Annotated in this window: 23 protein-coding genes; 3 read left to right on the top strand and 20 right to left on the bottom strand. The window is 55.7% G+C overall.

What is annotated here, in order from left to right; translation table 11 throughout:
* Both glpK and FHR99_RS01035 read right to left on the bottom strand, forming a co-directional pair.
* Positions 1–1,488 carry a glycerol kinase GlpK gene (gene glpK / locus FHR99_RS01040; protein ID WP_183408693.1) on the bottom strand — a complete coding sequence of 496 codons (1,488 nt, stop codon included), beginning with the start codon at positions 1,486–1,488 and terminating at the stop codon, positions 1–3.
* A gap of 197 nt (positions 1,489–1,685) precedes the next feature.
* Complete coding sequence (locus FHR99_RS01035; protein ID WP_183408692.1) at positions 1,686–2,435, bottom strand: SDR family NAD(P)-dependent oxidoreductase; 750 nt, start codon at positions 2,433–2,435, stop codon at positions 1,686–1,688.
* Between the two features lie 190 nt (positions 2,436–2,625).
* Here FHR99_RS01035 and FHR99_RS01030 point away from each other — a divergent pair, with 190 nt between their 5' ends.
* The 3 genes from FHR99_RS01030 (at position 2,626) to FHR99_RS01020 (ending at position 5,745) form a co-directional block, all read left to right on the top strand.
* Positions 2,626–3,189 (top strand): hypothetical protein, encoded by a 564-nt coding sequence (locus tag FHR99_RS01030; RefSeq protein WP_183408691.1) that lies wholly within the window; start codon positions 2,626–2,628, stop codon positions 3,187–3,189.
* A 212-nt stretch (positions 3,190–3,401) separates the two neighbouring features.
* A complete protein-coding gene (locus tag FHR99_RS01025) occupies positions 3,402–4,589 on the top strand; it encodes an acyl-CoA dehydrogenase family protein (protein ID WP_183408690.1) in 1,188 nt (395 codons plus the stop codon).
* Positions 4,590–4,614: 25 nt separating this feature from the next.
* On the top strand, positions 4,615–5,745 hold the full coding sequence (locus tag FHR99_RS01020; protein WP_183408689.1) for an acyl-CoA dehydrogenase family protein: 1,131 nt from the start codon (positions 4,615–4,617) through the stop codon (positions 5,743–5,745).
* Between the two features lie 19 nt (positions 5,746–5,764).
* Here the strand turns inward: FHR99_RS01020 and FHR99_RS01015 are convergent, their stop codons facing one another.
* The 18 genes from FHR99_RS01015 to FHR99_RS00935 form a co-directional block, all read right to left on the bottom strand.
* Complete coding sequence (locus FHR99_RS01015; protein ID WP_183408688.1) at positions 5,765–6,361, bottom strand: SprT family zinc-dependent metalloprotease; 597 nt, start codon at positions 6,359–6,361, stop codon at positions 5,765–5,767.
* Complete coding sequence (locus FHR99_RS01010; RefSeq protein WP_183408687.1) at positions 6,361–6,945, bottom strand: phosphoribosyltransferase; 585 nt, start codon at positions 6,943–6,945, stop codon at positions 6,361–6,363. Before FHR99_RS01010 ends, FHR99_RS01015 begins: the two co-directional genes overlap by 1 nt.
* A gap of 1 nt (position 6,946) precedes the next feature.
* Positions 6,947–7,720 carry an enoyl-CoA hydratase/isomerase family protein gene (locus tag FHR99_RS01005; RefSeq protein ID WP_183408686.1) on the bottom strand — a complete coding sequence of 258 codons (774 nt, stop codon included), beginning with the start codon at positions 7,718–7,720 and terminating at the stop codon, positions 6,947–6,949.
* A 12-nt stretch (positions 7,721–7,732) separates the two neighbouring features.
* A complete protein-coding gene (locus tag FHR99_RS01000; RefSeq protein ID WP_183408685.1) occupies positions 7,733–8,437 on the bottom strand; it encodes a nitroreductase in 705 nt (234 codons plus the stop codon).
* A complete protein-coding gene (locus tag FHR99_RS00995; RefSeq protein ID WP_183408684.1) occupies positions 8,430–9,569 on the bottom strand; it encodes a CaiB/BaiF CoA transferase family protein in 1,140 nt (379 codons plus the stop codon). The genes FHR99_RS01000 and FHR99_RS00995 overlap by 8 nt, the downstream gene beginning before the upstream one ends.
* 170 nt (positions 9,570–9,739) lie before the next feature.
* Positions 9,740–10,558, bottom strand: a complete 819-nt coding sequence (locus FHR99_RS00990; RefSeq protein WP_183408683.1) for a crotonase/enoyl-CoA hydratase family protein — start codon at positions 10,556–10,558, stop codon at positions 9,740–9,742.
* A gap of 30 nt (positions 10,559–10,588) precedes the next feature.
* Positions 10,589–12,211: an acyl-CoA synthetase gene (locus tag FHR99_RS00985; protein WP_183408682.1), complete on the bottom strand. Its 1,623-nt coding sequence runs from the start codon at positions 12,209–12,211 to the stop codon at positions 10,589–10,591.
* A 62-nt stretch (positions 12,212–12,273) separates the two neighbouring features.
* The gene (locus tag FHR99_RS00980; RefSeq protein WP_183408681.1) at positions 12,274–13,437 is read right to left on the bottom strand and encodes a thiolase domain-containing protein; all 1,164 of its coding nucleotides are present in this window, start codon (positions 13,435–13,437) and stop codon (positions 12,274–12,276) included.
* The gene (locus tag FHR99_RS00975) at positions 13,437–14,495 is read right to left on the bottom strand and encodes a thiolase domain-containing protein (protein WP_183408680.1); all 1,059 of its coding nucleotides are present in this window, start codon (positions 14,493–14,495) and stop codon (positions 13,437–13,439) included. Before FHR99_RS00975 ends, FHR99_RS00980 begins: the two co-directional genes overlap by 1 nt.
* Entirely contained in the window at positions 14,488–15,003 is a 516-nt protein-coding gene (locus tag FHR99_RS16255) for a Zn-ribbon domain-containing OB-fold protein (protein WP_246386430.1), read from the bottom strand. Before FHR99_RS16255 ends, FHR99_RS00975 begins: the two co-directional genes overlap by 8 nt.
* A 10-nt stretch (positions 15,004–15,013) precedes the next feature.
* Entirely contained in the window at positions 15,014–15,457 is a 444-nt protein-coding gene (locus tag FHR99_RS16250; protein WP_246386429.1) for a Zn-ribbon domain-containing OB-fold protein, read from the bottom strand.
* Positions 15,458–15,718: 261 nt separating this feature from the next.
* On the bottom strand, positions 15,719–16,111 hold the full coding sequence (locus FHR99_RS00965) for a group III truncated hemoglobin (RefSeq protein ID WP_183408679.1): 393 nt from the start codon (positions 16,109–16,111) through the stop codon (positions 15,719–15,721).
* Between the two features lie 32 nt (positions 16,112–16,143).
* Positions 16,144–17,568 (bottom strand): ribosome biogenesis GTPase Der, encoded by a 1,425-nt coding sequence (gene der, locus FHR99_RS00960; protein WP_183410069.1) that lies wholly within the window; start codon positions 17,566–17,568, stop codon positions 16,144–16,146.
* 15 nt (positions 17,569–17,583) lie between these two features.
* Positions 17,584–18,771, bottom strand: coding sequence for an outer membrane protein assembly factor BamB (gene bamB, locus FHR99_RS00955; RefSeq protein ID WP_183408678.1), 1,188 nt, complete (start codon positions 18,769–18,771; stop codon positions 17,584–17,586).
* Positions 18,768–19,442: a tetratricopeptide repeat protein gene (locus FHR99_RS00950; RefSeq protein WP_183408677.1), complete on the bottom strand. Its 675-nt coding sequence runs from the start codon at positions 19,440–19,442 to the stop codon at positions 18,768–18,770. The genes bamB and FHR99_RS00950 overlap by 4 nt, the downstream gene beginning before the upstream one ends.
* A 57-nt stretch (positions 19,443–19,499) precedes the next feature.
* Entirely contained in the window at positions 19,500–20,783 is a 1,284-nt protein-coding gene (gene hisS / locus FHR99_RS00945) for a histidine--tRNA ligase (RefSeq protein WP_183408676.1), read from the bottom strand.
* A 27-nt stretch (positions 20,784–20,810) separates the two neighbouring features.
* Entirely contained in the window at positions 20,811–21,926 is a 1,116-nt protein-coding gene (gene ispG, locus FHR99_RS00940; RefSeq protein ID WP_183408674.1) for a flavodoxin-dependent (E)-4-hydroxy-3-methylbut-2-enyl-diphosphate synthase, read from the bottom strand.
* Positions 21,927–21,928: 2 nt separating this feature from the next.
* The gene (locus tag FHR99_RS00935; RefSeq protein WP_183408672.1) at positions 21,929–22,342 is read right to left on the bottom strand and encodes a helix-turn-helix domain-containing protein; all 414 of its coding nucleotides are present in this window, start codon (positions 22,340–22,342) and stop codon (positions 21,929–21,931) included.
* Positions 22,343–22,359: the final 17 nt, after the last annotated feature.

The following is a 22,359-nucleotide window of genomic DNA, read 5'->3' as shown; positions in this document are numbered from 1 at the left end:
TTACCCGGCTCCGCTGCGAACGCGCGCTACGGCCTTGGTCCAACCGTGATAGCGGCGTTCCCTATCCGCCTCAGACATCGAGGGCTTAAATGTGCTCTCAGCCTTCCAACGCGCAGCCACCTCGTCCAGCGATGCATAGAGGCCACTCTGTAAACCCGCTAGGCTGGCTGCCCCCAGAGCGGTAGTTTCAACCACAGCCGGTCGCTGACATTCACAGCCCACGGTATCCGCCAGCCGTTGAACCAGCCAGTCATTCACGACCATCCCCCCGTCAACACGCAGGGCTGCAAGGTCAGCGCCGTCACTGCGCATCGCATCGAGCAAATCGCGAGATTGATAACAGACCGCTTCCAGCGTCGCTCGCGCAATGTGAGCAATCTGGGTGTCGCGGGTTAACCCTAGAATGGCACCGCGCGCATCGGGATCCCAATAAGGCGCGCCCAAACCGGTAAAGGCTGGCACCATATACACGCCATTAGAACTTGGGACACTCTCGGCGAGCTCCTGCATTTCAGAGGCACTGCCAATCAGGTGCAACCCGTCGCGCAGCCACTGCACCGCAGCGCCCGCGACAAAAATACTGCCTTCCAAGGCATAGGTTACTTTGCCATTCAAGCGCCAGGCGACCGTGGTGAGCAGTCGGTTACTGGACTCAATCGCCTGATCGCCGGTGTTAAGCATGACAAAGCAACCCGTGCCGTAAGTGCTTTTCACCATGCCGGGTTCGAAACAGGCCTGCCCGACCGTTGCCGCCTGTTGGTCGCCAATCATCGCGCCAATCGGCAACTCCACGCCGAACAGTTCTTTTTGGGTATAGCCAAAATCGTCCGCTGAGTTTTTGACTTCGGGCAACAGACTGGTGGGGATATTGAACAGATTTAACAGCTCATCGTCCCAGCACTGGCGATGGATATTAAACAACAAGGTGCGAGAGGCATTGCTGGCATCCGTCGCATGCACTCGCCCCCCGGTTAGATGCCACAGCAAGAAAGTATCGATCGTGCCAAAGGCTAGCTCGCCGTTTTCTGCGCGCTGTCGAATAGCGGGGTCGGAATCCAGCATCCAAGCCAGTTTGGTCCCGGAAAAATACGGATCTAGCAGCAGGCCTGTGCGACGCGATACCATTGGCTCGACACCTTCGCGACGCAGTTTTTCGCACTGGCCGGCGGTTCGACGATCCTGCCAGACAATGGCCCGCCCAATAGGTTTGCCTGTGCTCCGATCCCACAACGCCGTGGTCTCTCGCTGGTTGGTAATGCCAATAGAGCGAATAGCAGAGGCCTCAATGCCGGCATTGGCGATCGCCTGCCGACAAACGGTTAAGGTCGATGACCAGATATCATCCAGATCGTGTTCGACCCAACCGTCCGCAGGGAAGTGCTGCTTAAATTCCTGCTGACCTATACCGCAGATACTGCCTTCAGCGGTGAACACAATAGCCCTGGAACTGGTTGTTCCCTGATCGATGGCCAGCAGGTAATCAGACATGGAGACTCCTTGTGAATGCTCAGCCGCATGGGCCGTTCACTCAGGTGTTCCTCACACTGGGAAAACAAGGCTGTAGGCAGGCCGGGGCATGGTTTGTTGTTGTAGCGGAACCTTACCATTTCCGGCCTGATCAAGGCTATTCCAGACGCCCCTCAATCAGGGCGATCAGAGCGACTATTAGGAGTTTTTAAGGCAGCTTATGAAAGGGTACCGCCATCCACCCGAATATGTTCGCCTGTGATATGAATACCATCTTCCGACGCCAGCATGGCAATAACACCGGCAACCGTTTTCGGCTCCTTCGGCCCGGACAGCGAGCTGATCCTTCCCAGCAGGCTCATATCCGCATCGGCGGGAAAGGTGACATTGGCTGCCATATTGGTCGAAATATCGCCCGGACACACGCAATTGGCGCGCACACCACGCTTGGCATATTCCACCGCGATGGTTCGCGTCATTGCCAATACCGCGCCCTTGCTTGCACCGTACGCAGTACCCCAGGGCAAACCACTAAGAGATGCTGTTGAGGCCGCATTCACAATATTGCCATTAGTTTTCAACAGCTCGGGCAAAACTGCCTTGCACAGTAAAAAAGTCCCGGTAAGGTTCACATCGATCACTCGCTGCCAGTCGGCCAGCGCCAGCTCGTGACAGTTGTCAAAGCGCAAAACCCCGGCCATATTCACCACGACATCCAGCTTGCCGAAGTGTTTTACGCAGTCTGCAACACAGGCATTTACGTCACTCTCGAAACTGATATCCAGCCGGCGAGCCTTGGCTTTCCCCCCACGCTTTTCAATATTGGCTACGGTCTGTTGCAGCGCTTCTTCATTAATATCCGTACAGAAGATGCTGCCGCCCTCTTCCGCCAGCCGATAGGCTGCGGCTTCACCAATACCTGATGCCGCACCTGTAATCAGTACTACCTTGTCAGCAAATCGCTGCATTGCACGTTCCCCGAAGCAGACTCCCTGCGGAGTCGATTGTGAATAAGTACCAAAAAAACCGCCCTAACCATGCCCGTGGCTGTGAACGCGGTCAAGCCGAGCGAGTTCAATCTCTTGTACTTTCTCTCAAGGCTTTTGCAAGCCCCCGATACCCAGTAAACCTATAACAGTGCAGCAACGGTGACACAACATGAATAATATCGCCCAGCGTCTGACAGCCACTTTTGCTTTCATCCTGCTGTCGAGTACCGCTTTCAGCTCCACAGAACTCCGATCTACCGAAGAATGCAGCTTTCACGGCGCAAGAGAAGTTTCCGCAGCGTCATTGCATATTGCCGACAGTGCCAGCTTCGACAATTATCACTACGTGTGGGTCGATCAGATTCGTTTCCATGACAAAACCCGCTCACTCAAATCCAGTGACCAGCGCCATCTCCGCAAACTGATCAAACACTCCATTGAACAACAGTGGCAGGAACGCCTCGGCTGGCGCAGTGCCGCCACGCCGGGTCAGGCAGTCGCAAGCCTCAGCGTTGACGTCGAAGCACCCGACGGTGAACTTGAAGAAGTGCGCGTACACGCCCGTTTGCGAGACAGTCTCACCGGCCGTGAATTAATGACACAATGCGGACGAGAGCTGCCCCTAATGTTGACCGATCATGCCGAACACCCGCAGCTCGCCTGGAACGCCGTACAGCAGCAAGTTAGCCATTGGGGAGCCGGTCTTGGCACCCATATCATGACCGTTTACTAAAGTCATTCCACTCTTTACACGGCGGCCAACTGACCGAAATTGTCAATAAAGCTGCCGTGATTCACCCTTGAGTTTAAGCCCCCCTCCGCTAAGCTTTTCAGCACTGAAATTGTGATGATGGCAACCGTTCGGCTCGCCCTCGCTGCTGACCTCAAGCCTTTGATTGCCTGAGCCTTTCCAAGCTGGCGTGCCGCTCTACCACAGGAGATGTTATGGACGCGCTGGAAACCTTTCGCCAGGAAGTCCGCGAGTGGCTCGAAGCCAACTGCCCCGAGTCCCAACGCAAACCCGCAAGCCGCGAAGAGCAAGTCTGGGCAGGTCGCAATCAGACCTTTCCCAGTGCCGATGCCAAACTGTGGTTTGAGCGCATGCGCGACAAGGGCTGGACCGTGCCGGACTGGCCAAAGGAATACGGCGGCGGCGGACTGAATGACGCTGAAGCCAAAATCCTGAAAGATGAAATGAAGCGTCTGGGCTGCCGCACGCCGCTGCTCGATATCGGTATCTGGATGCTCGGCCCGGCGCTGCTGGAATACGGCAACGAAGCGCAGAAGCAGGAACACATTCCCAAGATTGCCCGCGGTGAAATCCGCTGGTGCCAGGGCTACTCCGAACCTGGTGCCGGCTCTGACCTCGCCAGCCTGCAGTGCAAAGCCGAAGACAAGGGTGACCACTTTCTGGTGAATGGCACCAAGATCTGGACCACCAATGCCGATAAGTCCGACTGGATTTTCTGTCTGGTGCGCACCGACCCCAATGTCAAAAAACAGGAAGGCATCAGCTTTCTGCTGATCGACATGGAAAGTGAAGGGGTAAGCGCCTCACCGATCGAACTGATCAGCGGAGAATCCGAATTCTGCCAGACCTTTTTCGACAATGTGAAAGTGCCGAAAGAAAATCTGGTCGGCGAACTGAATAAGGGCTGGTCTGTCGCCAAAGCGCTGCTCAAGCACGAACGCAAGTTGATGTCAGAGCAGGAAACTCCCGCCGGCACACAGATCACGCCGGTACAGGCTGCGCTGGACTACGTGGGCACCGATGCCAACGGCAAAGTGGCAAACGCCGCGCTGCGCGACCAGCTGGTGCGCCATGAAATGAAATACCGGGCACTGGGCCTGACCCACTTCCGCTCCTTTGAAGAGAAAATGAGCGGCGCGGGCGAAGGCAATATCCCCATGATCATGAAGTACGTTGGAACCGAGTGCACTAAGGAGCGTGAAGAAACGCTGATCGCCATGCTTGGCACTCAGGGCTTGGGTTGGGAAGGCGAAGGCTTCAATCAGGACGAAACACTGGCAACCCGCGGCTGGCTGTTTTCCAAAGCACTCTCCATTGCCGGTGGCAGCTCGGAAGTCCAACTGAACATTATCGCCAAACGCGTTTTGGGTCTGCCCGACTGATCGCAGACTGCAGGAGTAAAGAATCATGCCTCTGGTATTGAATGAAGAACAGCGTCTTCTGAAAGACACCGCCAAAGAGTTTCTCGGCAGTAGCGCCCCCGTTGAAGCGCTGCGTAAACTGCGCGACGAAAAAAATGAGATCGGCTACGACAAAGCTCTGTGGCAACAGATGGCCGAGCTTGGTTGGGCCGGCATTGTCCTGCCGGAAGACTATGATGGTCTCGATTTTGGCTTTATGGGTCTCGGTGCCATTATCGAAGAGAGCGGACGCACCCTGACGGCCTCGCCACTGTTTTCCACTGTGGTATTGGGTGCCTCCGCTATTTTGCTGGGTGGCAGCGATGAACAGAAACAAAGCCTGCTACCAAGTGTCGCCAGCGGAGAGAAAACACTGACACTGGCGGTGGACGAATACGCCCATCACAATCCCGCCGCCATTGCCCTGTCAGCGAAGGCTCAAGGCGAAAACTTTGTGCTGACCGGCAAGAAAGTATGCGTTGTCGATGGCCACACCGCCGATCATATTGTGGTTGCGGCACGGACCTCCGGAACGACCGGCTCGACCGACGGCATCAGCCTGTTTATCGTCGACGGCGACGCCGAGGGCCTGACCCGAACGCGCCGCTGGATGGCAGACAGTCGCGCCGTTGCCGAACTCAACTTTGATAAGGTCAGCGGACAACTGCTGGGCGAATTGGACAAGGGTTGGGACATTCTTGACCCGGTTCTGGATCGCGGTCGTATCTGCTTGGCGGCGGAAATGCTGGGTGGGACTCAGGAAATTTTCAAGCGCACCGTAGACTATCTCAAGGAGCGGGAGCAGTTCGGCGTTAAAATCGGCTCGTTTCAGGCACTGAAACATCGCGCGGCCCATATGTTTACGGAAATTGAGCTGGCGAAATCTGTGGTACTGGATGCTTTCACGGCCATTGACGAAGGGCGCGCAGACCTCGGCCAGATGGCCAGCTTTGCCAAAGCCACCGTCAACGATCTGTACTATCTGGTCAGCAATGAAGCGGTTCAGATGCACGGTGGTATCGGGGTGACCGACGAGCTGGAAATCGGCTTCTTCCTGAAGCGTTCACGGATGGCCATCCAGCTGCTGGGCGACAGCGGTTTCCACCGCGATCGCTACGCCAGTCTCAGCGGTTACTAAACCGCTTTTCGAGCGGGCCTTAGCGCAAGCGGCTCGCTTTTAATTTCAAGCGTTTGGCAAAGGAGAGCTCGGCAAAGGCCTCTTCTTTTGCCAGATCCGGCCTGATCTCTTTTTCACACGCCCGACACTGATAGCGACTGCCCTTGAGAAAGTTTGCGAGTCGCTGGCTGCCGAAATCAAACTGCTGACAAGCGCAGACAAAGGGGTAGGTTTTTTGTCGGCGTGGCCGGCGCACCTCGGCGCCGGTGGTATCAAACGCTCCAGACGCTCTCGGCTGCGCCCCCAGCACTGTTGCAACCTGCTTCCAGGTTTTGTCATGCCCCCGGGACCGGTAGTGCCGAGTGGCTACAATATGCGCCATTTCATGAGCGACGGTATCGTAGACGAACTCCCAATCCGGATTATTCCGAAAAATAACCTTGTTCAATTCGATCAGATTTTTGTGCGGTGTTGCGCGCCCCGCCATACGGGCACTGCGCAAGGCAAATGACAGTGTCGGTGCAGGATCTTGGTAATCGAGTTCTTCCACAGCCAGTTGATACGCTGTTTCGAAAGCCCGGTGAATATCGGCTTCCACAGCAGGCGGCAGCGGTTCGCGATAATCACTAAGGGCCATTAGAACGTCGGTGATTTGGTGAATTCACGACGCAGACGCTGTACAACCTCTTTGACACTGCCTCCTTTTTCCGCAATTTCATCATCGGAAAGATCGCAGAGCTCGTGAGGAAATACCAGCCAGTCATCGGTTTCGTGCAGGTAGTAATCGGGGATAAGGTCTGTTTTGTTACGCGATGGTTTAAACCAGGGCATGGCGACGCGAATATCACCGTGCTGCCCCGTTCCAAGATTGTTACGGATTTCCGCGAGCAACGCCTTGATGGTCAAACCGGTATCGAATACATCGTCCACAATCAGCAGTTTGTTGTCCGTGCTGAAATTGTTGAAGATGTAATCCAGATTATGGACTTTGACCTGGCGCTGACGCTGATCCACGCCACTGTAAAGTGATGTGCGAATAGCGATGTGATCCACCGCTATGCCGCAATACTCGAACAGCTCCTGCACCGCCACGCCCACCGGCGTACCACCGCGCCAGAGTGCGATAATACAGTCCGGGTGAAAGCCGCTTTCGATAACGCGCGCGGCCAGCTCATAGGCATCATCAAGCAGATCCTGCGCGCTGATAAAATGCTTGTGCATATTATTTCCGGAATTGTTTGAAGTCCGGTTGGCGCTTCTCCAGAAACGCCATCACCGATTCAATATTTTCCGGAGAACCGGCCAAGCGCATCATCTCATCTTGCTCGCGATCGTTAGCCGAGTGCACATTCTGCAAATGTACTTGGCGCATCAAACGCTTGGTCGCGACCAGTGAAGAAATCGGCCACTGGGCAATTTCACGGGCTTTGCACAGCGCCTGATCCAGCAGACCATCGTCACTCACCTTAGCGGTGGCGATACCGACCTCAAGCGCGCGATCGGCGTTGATCCACTCCGCGGTATACATCAACTCAGCTGCACGTCGTGCACCGATGACCTGCTGAAGGGTATAGCTACTGCCCCACTCCGGCACCAGCCCCAGCTGCACAAAGGGAAAGCGCATGCGCAGACTATCGCCCACGTAAACCACATCCGCATTAAGCAGCAAGGTCGCCCCACCACCCACGGCAACGCCTTTTGCCGCGCAGATCAAAGGCTTGTCAAAATCCAGCAGCGCGCGCGCACTGGACATAAAGGGGTGCTCAGTCTCGCCATCGGCGTTCGCCATATCATTCAGATCAACACCGGAGGAAAAGTCCGCGCCGCCGCCTGTGATGACTACGCAGGCCACTTTGGGATTGTCTTTGGCGGCGTCAATGGCTTCGCGGAAAGCGGTCCATTGCTCTTTGTTAAAAGCATTCTTTTTTTCCGGACGGTTCAGGGTAATCAACAATACCCCGTCTTCATCCAGTTCCTGCAAAACAGTCTCTGACATTATCGTGTTCCTTTATTCATTAATGAACTGAACCGTGACGTCCAAAGCGGCACGGTCCGTTCGACAGGTATTCGCAGCGTGGGTGGTATCTTCGTAGCCGAAAGAAATACCAAACAGCAGCTTGTTGCTGCCGTCGATGGCGAGCTCTTCGCGAATCTGGTCAGCAAAAAAACTGAGTGCGGTCTGCGGGCAGCTTGCCAGACCATGGGCCGACAGGCTGAGCATCAGATTCTGGGCATACATCCCCAGATCGGCGGCTTCGCGAATGCCGAAACTCTCTGGTAGAAACAGAAAGGCTACGTGTGGTGCGCCGAAAAATTCAAAGTTGCGATAAAACGCTTCACCGCGAGCGGCCTTGTCTTCACGAGTGATACCGAGGGCATCGTAGAGACGTTTTGCCGCGTCGTACTGCCGCTCTTTGTAAACGCCCTCGTACTTGCCGTCGTAGGGGAAGTCCATGGTCATCTTACCTTGCAGAAAATCTCCGCTGATGCGGGCTTTCAAGCGATCTTTCGCCGGGCCGCTGACAACCGCGACTTGCCAGGGCTGGGTATTGCAATTTGAAGGGGCCTGTTGCGCTGCTTCAAAGACCGAGGTCAACAGCGAATCGCTGACCGTCTGATCCAAAAAAGCGCGAACCGAACGACGCTCATGCACGAGCGCCTTAAACTGTTCTGCAGAAAATGACGCATGGTCGGCTGTCGCCACTTTAGTCATGTCGTAACGCTCCTGACTGTCTGTAGGATTCAATACTCTCACGGCTTAGGCCAGCTTCCGCCAATATCTCATCGGCATCGGCGCCGGGTGCACAAGGTCCGCTCTTGATCTGCGAAGGCGTACGGGAAAACCTGGGAGCCGGCACCGACTGCGTCACCCCCTCAATTTCCGTGTAGTTGCCACGGGCTTGATTGTGAGGGTAGACCACCGCTTCGTTCATATCGAGAACCGGAGCAAAGCACACATCGCTGCCCTCCATTATGCCACACCACTCTTGCCGTGTTTTGGTTCGCACCCGCTCGGCAATACGCTGCTTAAGTACTGGCCATTGGTCTTTCTCAAACAGGTGGGTGTAGCCGCCCTCGCCCAAATCCAGCTCCAGTTTCTCTGCCAATAAGGCATAGAACTGGGGCTCGATGGAGCCGATGGAAATATACTTTCCGTCAGCACATTCATAGGTGTCATAGAAGTGTGAGCCGCCGTCTAGCCAGTTGTCTTCGCGTTCCAGGCTCCAGGTACCGCCAGCGATATAGGCATTGGTTGGCGTCATCATGTTGATTACGCCGTCAGTAATTGCAGCATCTACCACCTGCCCCTTTCCAGAGGATTTCGCTTCCAACAAGGCAGCTAGCATACCCATCACCAAATAGAGAGAACCGCCGCCGTAGTCACCCACCAGATTGAGCGGTGGGACCGGGCCGCCCTGCTTGCGCCCGATAGCGGCCAGTGCGCCGGTCACCGCAATGTAATTGATATCGTGCCCAGCAGCTTGCGCCAGTGGCCCGTCTTGCCCCCAGCCGGTCATACGACCGTAAACCAGCTTGGGATTACGTGCCAGACAGACCTCAGGGCCAAGTCCCAGTTTTTCCATAACACCGGGTCGAAAACCTTCAAAAACGGCGTCGGCGCTTTCAAGCAGAGTCAAAACCAGCTCTACTGCCTCCGGCTTTTTCAGATCGAGGGCGAGACTGCGTTTACCGCGGGCGGTAATGTCACTCGGCGTCGCGGCACCACTGGCACGATCAATGCGGATCACATCGGCGCCCATATCCGCCAGCAACATGCCGGCAAAAGGGCCGGGGCCGATGCCAGCCATTTCAATGATTCGGATTCCTGTGAGTGGTCCTGACATAGAAATTTCCTGTGCAGAAATAAAAAACGCCTGGTTCTTTCAAATCAGGCGTTACGGCATGGTTAAATTCAATACTCCGTCATTGCGAACGTAGAGAAGCAACCTCGTGAAGCCTCTGCCAAACCATGGAGATTGCTTCGTCGCGATACTCCTCGCAATGACGGGAGGGTTTATTCGCCCGTGAAGTTTGCTGGACGCTTCTCCTTGAACGCGCGCATACCCTCTTTGGCATCCTTGGAAGCAAACACCGGACCGGCCAGCTCGTCGGATTTCAACATGGCTTCTTCTTCGGCGATATCGGTTTGCAGCTCGCGCAGCGAACGAGTAATCGCCTTCAAGGCCAGTGGGCCAGTTTTGCAGAGTTCTTCAGCCATTTTCTTGGCTTCCGCCAAGGCCTGACCTTTCGGCACGATGCGATTAATCAGACCCCACTCCAGCGCTTCCTGAGCGGTGCAGTGACGACCCAACAGAACCATTTCGGCGGCGCGACAGTAAGGAATCTGACGCGGCAGACGAATACTGGAACCGGCCATAGGATACAGGCCGCGCGCTACTTCAGTAACACCGTAGATAGAATCCTCAGCTCCAACGCGCAGATCAGTACCCGCCAGAATTTCAGTACCACCCGCCAACGCATAGCCTTCCACCGCCAGAATCAGCGGCTTGCTGGGGCGGTTATCACGCAGCAGCGCCTGCCAGTGAACGTTGGGGACAGTACCCATCAGATTCATGAATTCTTCCGAGGCACCATTGTCGCCATCAGGGCCCGCTTTCAAATCCATGCCCGCACAGAAGGTATCACCTACCGCTGTGAGTATGGCGCACATCAGCGAGTCGTCTTCATCCAGTCGACGCCAGGCCTTGTACATGCCCAGTAGCATTTCCGGGTTGAAGGCGTTCTTCGCCTCCGGGCGGTTCAGCGTTACGATCAGGGTTTTGCCTTCCTGTTCGATAATGCAGTTCTTGGTGCTGATATCGAGTTCAGCCATCGAATTTCTCCGTTATATGTAGCTGCGGCCTCAGGCCACTTCGCCTTCGCCGCTCAGGGCGTAGGCTTTTGCTGTTTTGTAGTCAGGCTTACCACTGGGGGCACGCGGAACTTCAGCAATCACATGCACCGCACGAGGTACTTTGTAACCGGCAATATGGTTGCGACAGTGGTCCTGCACATCTTTCATCGTCAGAGTCACGCCTTCGCGCAACTGCAGTACGGCCGTTACTTTGCTGCCCCACCGATCATCCGGTGTGGCCACAACCAGCGCATCAAAAATACCATCGTGGGCCTTGAGTGCGTTTTCTACCTCTTCCGGGAAAATTTTCTCGCCGCCACTGTTGATACAGTTGGAGCCGCGACCGAAAACGGTAATCGAGGTATCTTCTTCCAGCTTGGCCGCATCGCCAGTGAGCAACCATTTTTTGCCGTCTACATCGACGAAGGTTTTCGCGGTTTTTTCCGGATCATTGTAGTAACCCACCGGAATATACCCGGAACGGGCGAAGATACCGGTTTCGCCGGGCTTGGCGTGACGGCGCGGGGTTTCATCGTCGATGATGACATCCATATATTCGGTGCGGGTCACGTTACCCAGACCGGATTCGGATTTCTTCTGGCCGTTGTCCATCCCCATCTGGCCACCTTCCGATGAACCAAAGCTGTTAGTGATAAACACGTTCGGGAAGTGTGCGCGGAAGCCGTTCTGCTTGGCTTCGGAGAAGACTGCCCCGCCAGAACCGACGTTGAAAATGGTGCCCAGATCCCAGCGACCGGGATTGGCCTCAAGCGCATCCAGCAGCGGAATCGCCATCGCATCACCAACGATCTGCACCGCGTTTACTTTCTCGCGCTCACAGACATCCCATACATGTTCGGCGTTCAGGGAATGCTGGTCATTCAGTACCAGCTTGTTACCGGCCAGCAGCTGAATACAGGCATACCACCAGGACGCGCCGTGCATCAGTGGCGCCAGTGCAATGCCACACAGCGGATTTTCCGCAACGCGAGTTTCGATATCTTCCGGCTTTTCACAGGGGCCATTGGGCGAGAAGTGTCCACCGCCGCCCATCGCTGCAAAGAAAACATTCTTGTGAGGCCACATCACGCCCTTGGGCATACCGGTCGTGCCACCGGTGTAGAGGATGAAGTAGTCATCGCCCGAGCGCGCTTCAAAGTCGCGTTGATCGCTCTGATCATTCATGGCCGATTCGTATTCCACCGCGCCAATCGCATTCAGGTCGGCACCGCTGTCGTCATCAACCGCGATAAAGGTTTTCAGGTCAGGGGCCGCACTGCGAATTTCCGCGATATGGGGCGCAAATTCACGGTGGTGAACACAAGCCACCATGTCGGCGTTGTCAAAGATGTAAAGCAGCTCGTCTTTAACGTAGCGGTAGTTAACGTTGATGGGCACCGCGCGAATTTTGAAGCAGGCCAGCATGGCCTCCATGTATTCATTGCAGTTGTACATGTAAAGACCAACGTGGTCGCCGCTTTTCACGCCCTGCGAACGCAGGTAGTGGGCCATGCGATTGGCCCGTTTTTCCAGATCGCCAAACGTGGTTCGGTGAGCCCCGCAGACCAGCGCCTCGCGCTCGGGCACTTTATCCGCCACAACCTCAAACATATCTGCCAGATTGAATTCCATCTTTCCCTTCCCTTAAAAGAGACCGGCCACAGAAGTGGCCGGCAGGTTAAGCGCTTTGTGCTTTACGCTTTTTCTGAGCCGACAACCCACATGGCGTAGAACTGTGCACCACCACCGTAGGCATGCCCCAGGGCAAGCTTGGCGCCATCAACCTGATGGTTACCGGCATCGCCGCGTACCTGGCGGGCGGCTTCCGCAAAGCGGATCATGCCCGAGGCACCAATGGGGTTACTGCATAGTACACCACCGGAACAGTTCCACGGGATGTCACCTTTGTCATCTAGGGAGGTGGCGCCTTCCAGCGTCAGCTTCCAGCCTTCGCCTTTTTCGGCAAAACCCAGATTCTCCAGCCACATAGGTTCATACCAGGAGAACGGCACGTAAACTTCTGCGCAGTCCAGATCCTTGCGCGGGTTGGAAATGCCAGCCTGCGCATAGACATCCTTGGCGCAATCGATACCGGCCTGAGGACTCACTTCTTCCCGACCGGCGTACATGGTCGGCTCGGAGCGCATTGCGGCACCACGAATCCAGGCGGGTTTCTTCGGTGACTGAGCGGCCAGCTCTTCGTTGGCAATAACCATGGCACAGGCGCCGTCAGAAGACGGGCATGACTCGAGGAAGCGCAGCGGCTCCCACAGCATGGGGCTCTCTTCGACTTCCTTCATGGTGATGTTGGGCAGTTGCAGGTGAGCCAGCGGGTTGCGGGCACCGTGCAGACGATCCTTCACCGCCACTTTGATACCGGCATCGCTCGGCGCCTTGGTACGACGCATGTATTCACGAATGATCGGCGCAAAGAAACCACCGGCACCGGCGTTCAGGTGAACCGAGAACGGCTGGGCATTGGACAGGGCCCACATGGCGTTGGACTCGGACTGCTTCTCGTAGGTTACCGTGAGAATGCGTTTGAACATGCCGCTTTGGACATAGGAGGCCGCGACGATAGCGGTGGAACCACCTACCGAACCCGCGGTATGAACCCGCAGCATCGGCTTGCCGTTACAACCCAGCGCATCGGTCAGGTAGAGCTCGGGCATGATCATGCCTTCGAACATGTCCGGTGCTTTACCGACGATCACCGCATCGATATCGTCCCAGGTCAGTTCTGCATCCTGCAGGGCCTTAAGCGCGGCATCGCGCACCAGCCCGGCAATGGATACGGTTTTATGTTTGGTCTGGTATTTGGTCTGGCCAATACCGACAACTGCAGCTAATTCAGCCATTATGCTCCCTCCAATACCGCGACCAGATTCTGTTGCAGCGCGTGACCTGAGGTCGCATGCGCTACGCCGCGTTTGATTTCACCCTTGATGATACGATTGGCGACTTCACCCACTCGCGACAGGCCGGAGGCCATCATCTGGTTGCCCGCTAGCACACCACCGGATGGGTTAATTACCGTGTCATCACCCAAGCCCAGCGCTTTCTTCAGGATGATTTCCTGATGACTGAACGGCGCATAAATTTCGGCCACTTCCACCGGACCGTCAGCCACGCCGGCAGCCTTGGCAGCTATCTCGGTGGATACGGAACGGGTCAGATCGCGAGCACCAAAGTGATGGGATTCAATGCGGTGATCGATGCCCTTCAGCACGGCGTAAGGCTTGCCCCACTCCTTGGCTTTTTCAACGGTGGCAATAATCATGGCACTGGCACCGTCTGAAATCGGGCAGCAGTCGTGCTTACGCAGCGGCGACAGGTAGGTCGGCTCGGCCAGCAATTCATCCACACTCACATCGCCTTTCAATTGGGCGTGAGGATTGGACTTGGCATTCTTGCGCGAGCGCGCTACCACTTCAGCCATGTCCGCTTCAGTCGCTTTACCGCTATCCAGCAGAGCGCGCGCCTGCAGTGCCGCACTGCTGACGGTATCCAACCACAGGGGTGACAGGTAATAGGGGTCGAGTTGCTGCGACAGTACAATCGGCAGCTCACCGGGCGAGGATTTACCGAAACCGTACAGCAGCGCAGAGTCCGCCTGTCCCATACGAATTTTCAGCACCGCCTCGTACAGTGCCCAGGCCGCATCCATCTCAACGTGAGATTCCTTGATCGGCGGTACCGCACCCAGTGCATCCACACCCAGTACGAACGCAAAGGCTGCACCCTGCAGGTAGTCACAGGAACCGGAACAGGTAAAGTCCACGTCCTGTGCGCTTTGAATGCCCACGTTATCCAGTACTTTGCGGATAACCGGCATGATCAGTTCCACTTCGTTCAGAGCCCCGGCGTCACGCACGCAGTCCGACTGAACAAAAGAGACAATAGCTATATCACGCATCTTTCAGTCTCCCAATTTCTTCCGCCGGCACGTCGGGCTCGTCGATCGGCGTAAAATATTTGATGTTTTCCATGGCGTAAGTCCACTCGCTGGCGTCCTTCCACTGGGCCTCAACACGCATACCGATGCGAACGTCTTCGTTCTTGCACTCACTGAGCAGGTGCAGGAAGGAAATGTTCGCGCCATCCGGCACCAAGTTGGCGATAACGTAAGGCGGTTTGATCGGGTTACCCGGAATGGGGATATGAACGATCGTGAAAGACTGCACCGTGGCCTTGTTGGACAGTTCCACTTCCTCGGTAGTGGCCACACCACAGGCCGCACAGGCACCGCGCGGCGGAATGTACACATTGCGGCACGAAGGACAGCGCTGACCGACCAGCTTGCCTTCCTTCACTTTGGTCAGGTAGCGAGCAGTCGCCTGACCGGCGGTAAAGTTGTAATCGAGATAAACGGGCGATTCGATACCGGTAATCGGCTCCAGCGCCTCTTTGTTTGCGTCACTCATGGCAGTCTCCTCAAGCTGGCTCAAAGCAGGCGATATCGGTGATGAAACCCTTGGTTTCGTCAGCCCAGCGCACCTTTACTTTCATACCGGTGCTCATTTTCGATTCGTCACCGGCGTCAACCATGTGAATCATGGGGATGTCGGATCCATCGATCTGGATCTGTGCCCAGGCAAAGGGCTTGTCCAGCAGGTGTTTGCCACGGGGGTGCTTGACCCAGGCCCAGGTTTTCACCACACCAGTGTCCGGCAGGTCCACGAATTCACTGAGTTCCTCGGCAGTGACGGGGTCATATTCCATCGGCGGCACAATCACCTTGCCGTCGCTTCCCTTGATCCCGACGATCTTGCGATCGCGCAGGGCTGTGAGAAAACGACCCACCACCGGTCCAGTGGTGCGGGTGTAGGTATAGCCGAGGGTAAACGCCTGCTGCAGTACTTCCGCTTGTGCGGACATAGGCCTGTCTCCTTTTGCTGGCTTACGTATTTGGTTAAGCAGTACTAGCTTAAGTAGTACTTGGTTACGTATTAGTGGCTTGAATCAACAACAATCAGAATCGCATTAGACGACTCTAATCCACTGAAAAAATTAAACTTTTTTAACAAAACCGGACTTCGCCGACTATGAGATCAGTATTCCGCAGGGAGGGAGATAACTCAATGACCGAATATGGCCTATTGGTGTGACAAATCCGATCAGGAATCGATTGAATAAGCTCTAAAGCGGCTTACCGCTGTCGCGCTCCAGCGCCTTATGCATATTGGTGGCGATCTGGCTGGCTACCCGCTTGGCCCGCTCAGCCTTTTCACCGGCAAAGTGCTCATCTACTGTTTCTAGGAAATAGGCGAGCCATTGATCAAAATCAGCACTGCGCAGTTCGCGCTTGTCGTGAAGCTGGCGGTGGATGTTCATGGTATGACGCTTGTAGTTATTTTCGCCCAGCAACAGCTTTTCCCAATAGGCCTGAATACGCGGAAAGTGCTCACGGATGTCCACATTCGCCACATCCAAAAAGATCGGCGCAAGGCGCTCATCCACCAGCAGTTTGTCGTAGAAAGCTTCGACAAATTGGCGAATGCGATCGGGGTTGTCGAGATCGGGTTTAGCCATAGAGGTATCTTCGCAAGCGAGGCCTGCAAATACTACTTGCCGCGTTTCTTCTTGGCGTCTTTCTTTTTCACAAACTTCATCAGGCGCTTCTTGCGATTAACCTGACGGGAGGTGAGTTTGTTTTTCTTGCCCTCGTAGGGGTTCTCGCTGGTGCGGAACTCGATCCGAATAGGCGTACCCACCATATCCAGATGGCGGCGGAAGGTTTTTTCCAGGTAGCGTTGATAGCTGGCCGGAACCTTATCGGTCTGGTTGCCGTGAATCACCACGATGGGCGGATTCTGTCCACCGGCGTGGGCATAGCGCAGCTTGATGCGACGACCGTTAACCATGGGCGGCGGGTGATCGAAGACCGCGCCTTCCAGAATGGTGGTCAACTGGCGCGTCGACATCTTGTCGGTCGCCGAATGATAGGCCTTGTTGACAGACTCATAGAGATGCCCTACCCCCGTACCGTGCAGGGCAGAAATGAAATGTACTTCTGCATAGTCGATAAACTGCAGGCGGCGTTCCAGCTCAAATTTCACCCGGTCTTTGTGGTCTGGTTCCAGCCCATCCCATTTGTTGACCGCCAGCACTAGCGCACGACCGGACTCGACCACCTGCCCGAGCAGGTGCAAATCCTGATCCACGATGCCTTCACGCGCGTCCATCACCAGAATGGTGACGTTGGCATCGTCGATCGCTTTCAGGGTTTTGACGATGGAGAATTTTTCCACCACTTCCTTGACGTTTTTACGGCGACGAACGCCAGCCGTATCAATCAGGGTGTAGGGCTCACCATCGCGCTCGTAATCGATATAGATACTGTCACGGGTGGTACCGGGCTGGTCATAAACCACAACGCGGTCTTCGCCCAGGAGGCGGTTTACCAAGGTGGATTTACCCACATTCGGGCGGCCGATTATGGCGATCTTGGTGCTCTTGTAGCGGTCTTCTTCCTTATCCTCTTCCGCTTCTTCAACGGGTGGGAAGGTTGCTACCAGCTCGTCCAGCAGATGACGCACGCCGCGACCGTGGGTTGCCGTAATCGGGTAAAACTGCTCGACGCCTAGCTCATAGAACTCGGCCATCGCCGTATTCGGGTCAACCCCGTCGACCTTATTAACGACGTAATAGAAGGGTTTGTTACTGGAGCGAAATTTGGTCGCGAGGGCGTGATCCGACGGAGTCAGGCCCGCCCTCGCATCCAGCAGAAAGAGCACCGCATCGGCCTCATCAATAGCCGCCAGTGATTGGCCGGCCATGGCGCTGTCGATGCCCTCTTCATCGCCGGTAATACCGCCGGTATCAATGGCAATAAAGCGGTGTTTGCCATGTTTGACCTCACCGTACTTGCGATCACGGGTCAGGCCCGGAAAGTCGGCGACCAGAGCGTCGCGGCTGCGAGTCAATCGATTAAACAGGGTGGATTTGCCCACATTTGGGCGGCCAACCAACGCAACCACGGGAATCATACTCATGCTGTTCCGTTACCGGCGCTGCTTGGGGCCAAAGTTGCGGTGGCGAGTGACCGTGGTATCACGATCAAAGCTGTAGGCCGCCAACTGACCTTCATTGCTGAAGACAAACAGTTTGTCATCCGCCGACACCATGGGGGCGCGAACACCACTGTCATCGAGCTGGACTCGCGAAACCAGATGGCCGTCAACCTGCGACACAAAATGGAGGTAGCCTTCAAAGTCACCCACAACGAGACTGCCCGACAAAATCGCCGGTGCTGACAGCTTACGACGCGCCAGTATGGTTTGCGTCCAGATAACGCCCTGCCCGTTTTGCTCGAAGGCATGGATGCTGCCATCGGCATCCGCCACATAGATATTGCCATAGCCTTCAACGGGACCACTGTAGCTGGACAGATCGCGCTGCCACAGGGCTCGACCGCTGCGCACATCAATTGCAGTCAGGGTGCCCTGATAACCAGCCGCATACAGCACACCGCCATCGAGCAACAGCTCGCCATCAACATCAGACAGGCGCTCTATTTCAGTGCTCCCTTTTGGCACTGATATCCGCTGCTCCCAGCGCAAGGCGCCGGTGCTTTTGTCCAGCGCCACGACGCGACCGTTTGCCAAGCCGGCAAATACCAGCGGACCGTCGAGCAAAGGCGTAGAGGTACCGCGCAAGGTCAGACGCGGCACTGACGCAGAAAATGCCCATAGTTTTTCACCGCTCAGTGCATCCAGCCCCACCAGCTGACCATCGTAGGTCTGAGCGACAACGATTTCCTCGTCGCTAACTGGCGGCGCCAGAACTTCACCGCTGAGTTGGGTGCGCCATAATTCCTCGCCTTTCAAATTAAAGGCAATTACGACACCCTCAGTAGTACCGAGATACAGGCGTTCATAATCGATGCCCACGCCACCGCTGACGGTTAGCTCCAACTCTTTTTCCCAGCGGATATCGCCATCGCTGGTCGCGCGCGCCTGAAGCTGTCCGTCAGCCGAAGCAACATACAGCGTGTCACCTTCAATAGCCGGACGCAGCTGATACAAGCCCTTGCCCTGACCATCGCCAACCCTGGCCGACCACAGTTTGATAAGCTCACGCTCAATCACAAAATCGGTCAGTTCAGCGGGATCGTTTTCTTCCGGAGTGCCGGCACAGGCGGCCAGCAGCGCAACGGCGAAAATCAGCAGTAACCTGTTCAGTTTGATCATTCCTCAGCGGCTCCGTCCTGCGCAGACTGCAGGTCGTTGATCTTCATTTCCAGCAAGGGGTTCTGGGACGCATTTTCCAGCGCCGCTAATTCGGTTTTCGCCTGCTCGTAGGCCGCCAGGGCACCCGCCTTGTCACCCTGCGCCATGAGAATATCGCCACGGGTTTCGGCAATCAGCGCCGCGTAGCTGCCAAGCTCTGAGCCAGCGAGAATATTTTGTGCGTCTTCGTAGCGCTTCTGGGCTAGAAGAACATGCGCCAGACGAACCTTGGCTTGCAGCAGCAGAGGATCATTTGGTTTTTGATCCAGCACCCATCGTAATTCCGCTTCAGCTTCTTCCCATTTATTGATCTGGGCCGCGTATTTGGCTTTATACATCGCGCCGAAAATCGCATAGGTCGTGCCCGGATAGTCCGCTTTCAGGGTTTCCGCTAGATGTTGTGCGGTGGTGACCTTGCTGCTGTCGGTTTCAGCCGCAGAATCTGCTTCCAGCAGGCTCTGGTAACTGGCCGAGGCTTCTGCCAGCTTGCCTTCCTGCTGTTTCTGCCATCCTTGCCAGCCAAATACGGCCGCAACCGCAACCACGATACCCAAAACGGTGGACTTGCCATTGTCCGCCCACCATTTTTTCAGGGCTTCGACCTGCTCTTCGTCGGTGCGATAGGTTTCCACGCTTATACCTCTACAAATTCTCTTGTTGTCATTAAATGAATTATCGTTATCCGCTGCTTACTGAGCAGGCGTTTCCAGCGCAGCAGCCAGTGTGGCCACTACCTCTGCGCTCGCCAGCTCTTGCTGTTCGCGCTCTTCACGCAGCCATTTCACCTGGACTACGCCCTGCTCGGCCTCACTCTCGCCAATTATCAGGGCAACCCGTGCACCCGAGCGGTCCGCTTTTTTAAACTGACTTTTGAAGCTGCCACCGCCGCAGTGGGTTACCACCCGCAAAGCGAGGCTCTCCCGCAGTGTTTCTGCCAGTTTCAAGGCCTCGACCTCGGCACGGCTGCCAGAGCTTACCAGATAGACATCGGCCTGGGCCTTTTTCTCCGGCAAATTTTCAGTTGCCTCAAGCAACAGGCACAAACGCTCCAAGCCCATCGCAAAACCCACCGCCGGCGTGGGCTTGCCGCCCAGTTGTTCAACCAGCCCATCGTAGCGGCCACCGGCGCACACCGTACCCTGGGCGCCGAGCAAGTCGGTGGTCCATTCGAAAACGGTAAGCCCATAGTAATCGAGGCCACGCACCAGCTTGGAGTTGCGTACATAGCTGATACCAAGCGCATCGAGGCGTTCGCACAACCCGGCGAAATGTGCGCGCGAATCTTCATCCAGATAGTCATCAAACACCGGAGCGTCGGCCAGCAATGCCTGAGTCTCGGCATTCTTACTGTCGAGAATTCGCAGGGGGTTGGTGTCCAGACGACGCTGACTGTCTTCGTCCAACTGCGCTTTCAACGGTGTCAGGTAGCTCACCAAGGCCTCGCGAAAGGCCTTGCGACTGTCACTGCTGCCCAGCGTATTGAGCTCCAGAGTCAAACCTTCGGTAATGCCCAGCTCTTTCCAGAAACGGGCGCTCAAGGCGATCAATTCTGCATCAATGTCGGGGCCGACCATGCCAAAAGCTTCCACGCCCACTTGATGAAACTGACGCAGGCGGCCTTTTTGCGGACGCTCGTGACGGAACATCGGGCCGGTGTACCAAAGGCGCTGCATCTGGTTGTAGAGCAGTCCGTGCTGCTCGGCAGCGCGCACGCAAGGGGCTGTTCCCTCCGGTCGCAAAGTCAGGCTGTCGCCATTGCGATCCTCAAATGTGTACATTTCCTTTTCAACGATATCCGTAACTTCACCGATGGATCGCTTGAACAGTTCAGTCTGTTCTAGAATCGGAAAGCGAATTTCACTGTAACCGTAGCGCGACAAGAGATTATGGAGCTTCCCTTCGAGGTATTGCCACAGAGGCGATTCCTCCGGCAGGAGGTCGTTCATGCCACGGATGGATTGAATCTTTGCCAACGTACTGAATCCCTGTTGCGATCGCGCTCAGGCCTGGCGCGCAATAATGTCGTTTTCTTCCGCTTGTTTCTTGGCCACGCGCTCGCGGATCAAGCCCTCAAGATGATCGATTAACTCGCCGCTCTGTACCTTGTGATCGGTTTTACCGTCGATATAAATCATGTTGCTGGGGCTGGCACCCGTGACACCGATTTCCACTTCCTTGGACTCACCGGGACCATTAACAAAACAGCCAATCACCGCCACGTTAACCGGAGTGGTGACATCTTCGAGGCGCGCTTCAAGCTCATTCATGGTGCCAATAACATCAAAGTTCTGGCGCGAACAGCTCGGGCAAGCAATAAAGTTGATGCCTTTGGAACGCAGCTTGAGGCTTTTCAGAATTTCGTAACCGACCTTGATCTCTTCAACTGGGTCCGCCGCCAGTGACACACGAATCGTGTCGCCAATGCCGTCCATCAGCAACATGCCAAGGCCCACCGAGCTCTTAACGGTACCGCCTCGCAACGCACCGGCCTCGGTAATCCCGAGATGTAACGGCTGCTCGATCAAAGTCGCCAGCTTGCGGTAGGCGCCAACCGCGAGAAACACGTCGGAGGCTTTGACGCTGACTTTAAAATCCTGAAAGTCATGCTTATCGAGAATATCAACATGACGCATGGCCGATTCCACCAGCGCATCCGAGGTGGGCTCGCCGTATTTACGCTGCAGGTCTTTCTCCAGCGACCCCGCGTTCACACCGATACGAATCGGAATATTTTTATCGCGAGCGGCATCGATCACTGCGCGCACACGATCTTCGCGACCAATATTACCGGGGTTGATGCGCAGACAGTCCACCCCGTACTCGGCAACTTTCAAGGCTATTTTGTAATCGAAGTGAATATCCGCCACCAGAGGCACATCCACCTGCTTTTTGATCTCGCGAAAGGCTTCTGCCGCTTCCATTGACGGAACGGACACCCGAACGATATCGGCGCAGACCGCTTCCAGTTGCTTGATCTGGGCAACGGTCGCAGCCACATCACAAGTGTCAGTGTTAGTCATGCTCTGAACAGAAATCGGCGCATCACCACCGACCGGGACATTGCCCACCATGATCTGTCGCGATTTGCGCCGTACTATGGGAGATTCGTGCAACATATTCAGGCCTCTTGCGCCTCACTGTGAGCGACCTGTGCCGCTTCAACTTCAGAAGACATCCAAACAACTGAGCCCGCCCACACCAAGCCGGCCAGGACCAAAGCCGCAATGACTTTATGCATTGGCTTGATCGGCGAAGCCGCACTGACACAAACCGCTTCTGCCGAACGACTCTCCGCCCGCAGTACCCGTTCAGCCGCTTCCAGTAAGGGCTCTGCATCAAGATTCAAAAACCGGGCGTAGCTGCGGATATAGCCGCGCACAAAAATATCCGCATTCAGCTGTTTGAAGGTATTACTTTCGATGGCCTGAACGTTGCTGACCAGCAGATTCAGGCTGTCCGCCACATCCTGTTGACTCAAGCCTGCCGCTTCGCGGGCTTCACGCAGACTGCAACCGGGTTCTTGCTCGCTCACTGTGTGCTCCATACCAG

Origin of the sequence: Litorivivens lipolytica, assembly GCF_014191715.1 — a bacterium.
In the GTDB taxonomy this organism is placed as follows: Bacteria; Pseudomonadota; Gammaproteobacteria; order Pseudomonadales; family Spongiibacteraceae; genus Litorivivens; species Litorivivens lipolytica.
Note: the sequence above shows the minus strand (reverse complement) of the source record. Positions and strands in the feature narration are given on the sequence as shown.

Coding starts and splice junctions, on each gene's coding strand:
- glpK (WP_183408693.1), bottom strand. CDS start 1,488: ATGTCTGATTACCTGCTGGCCATCGATCAGGGAACAACCAGTTCCAGG.
- FHR99_RS01035 (WP_183408692.1), bottom strand. CDS start 2,435: ATGCAGCGATTTGCTGACAAGGTAGTACTGATTACAGGTGCGGCATCA.
- FHR99_RS01030 (WP_183408691.1), top strand. CDS start 2,626: ATGAATAATATCGCCCAGCGTCTGACAGCCACTTTTGCTTTCATCCTG.
- FHR99_RS01025 (WP_183408690.1), top strand. CDS start 3,402: ATGGACGCGCTGGAAACCTTTCGCCAGGAAGTCCGCGAGTGGCTCGAA.
- FHR99_RS01020 (WP_183408689.1), top strand. CDS start 4,615: ATGCCTCTGGTATTGAATGAAGAACAGCGTCTTCTGAAAGACACCGCC.
- FHR99_RS01015 (WP_183408688.1), bottom strand. CDS start 6,361: ATGGCCCTTAGTGATTATCGCGAACCGCTGCCGCCTGCTGTGGAAGCC.
- FHR99_RS01010 (WP_183408687.1), bottom strand. CDS start 6,945: ATGCACAAGCATTTTATCAGCGCGCAGGATCTGCTTGATGATGCCTAT.
- FHR99_RS01005 (WP_183408686.1), bottom strand. CDS start 7,720: ATGTCAGAGACTGTTTTGCAGGAACTGGATGAAGACGGGGTATTGTTG.
- FHR99_RS01000 (WP_183408685.1), bottom strand. CDS start 8,437: ATGACTAAAGTGGCGACAGCCGACCATGCGTCATTTTCTGCAGAACAG.
- FHR99_RS00995 (WP_183408684.1), bottom strand. CDS start 9,569: ATGTCAGGACCACTCACAGGAATCCGAATCATTGAAATGGCTGGCATC.
- FHR99_RS00990 (WP_183408683.1), bottom strand. CDS start 10,558: ATGGCTGAACTCGATATCAGCACCAAGAACTGCATTATCGAACAGGAA.
- FHR99_RS00985 (WP_183408682.1), bottom strand. CDS start 12,211: ATGGAATTCAATCTGGCAGATATGTTTGAGGTTGTGGCGGATAAAGTG.
- FHR99_RS00980 (WP_183408681.1), bottom strand. CDS start 13,437: ATGGCTGAATTAGCTGCAGTTGTCGGTATTGGCCAGACCAAATACCAG.
- FHR99_RS00975 (WP_183408680.1), bottom strand. CDS start 14,495: ATGCGTGATATAGCTATTGTCTCTTTTGTTCAGTCGGACTGCGTGCGT.
- FHR99_RS16255 (WP_246386430.1), bottom strand. CDS start 15,003: ATGAGTGACGCAAACAAAGAGGCGCTGGAGCCGATTACCGGTATCGAA.
- FHR99_RS16250 (WP_246386429.1), bottom strand. CDS start 15,457: ATGTCCGCACAAGCGGAAGTACTGCAGCAGGCGTTTACCCTCGGCTAT.
- FHR99_RS00965 (WP_183408679.1), bottom strand. CDS start 16,111: ATGGCTAAACCCGATCTCGACAACCCCGATCGCATTCGCCAATTTGTC.
- der (WP_183410069.1), bottom strand. CDS start 17,568: ATGATTCCCGTGGTTGCGTTGGTTGGCCGCCCAAATGTGGGCAAATCC.
- bamB (WP_183408678.1), bottom strand. CDS start 18,771: ATGATCAAACTGAACAGGTTACTGCTGATTTTCGCCGTTGCGCTGCTG.
- ispG (WP_183408674.1), bottom strand. CDS start 21,926: ATGTTGCACGAATCTCCCATAGTACGGCGCAAATCGCGACAGATCATG.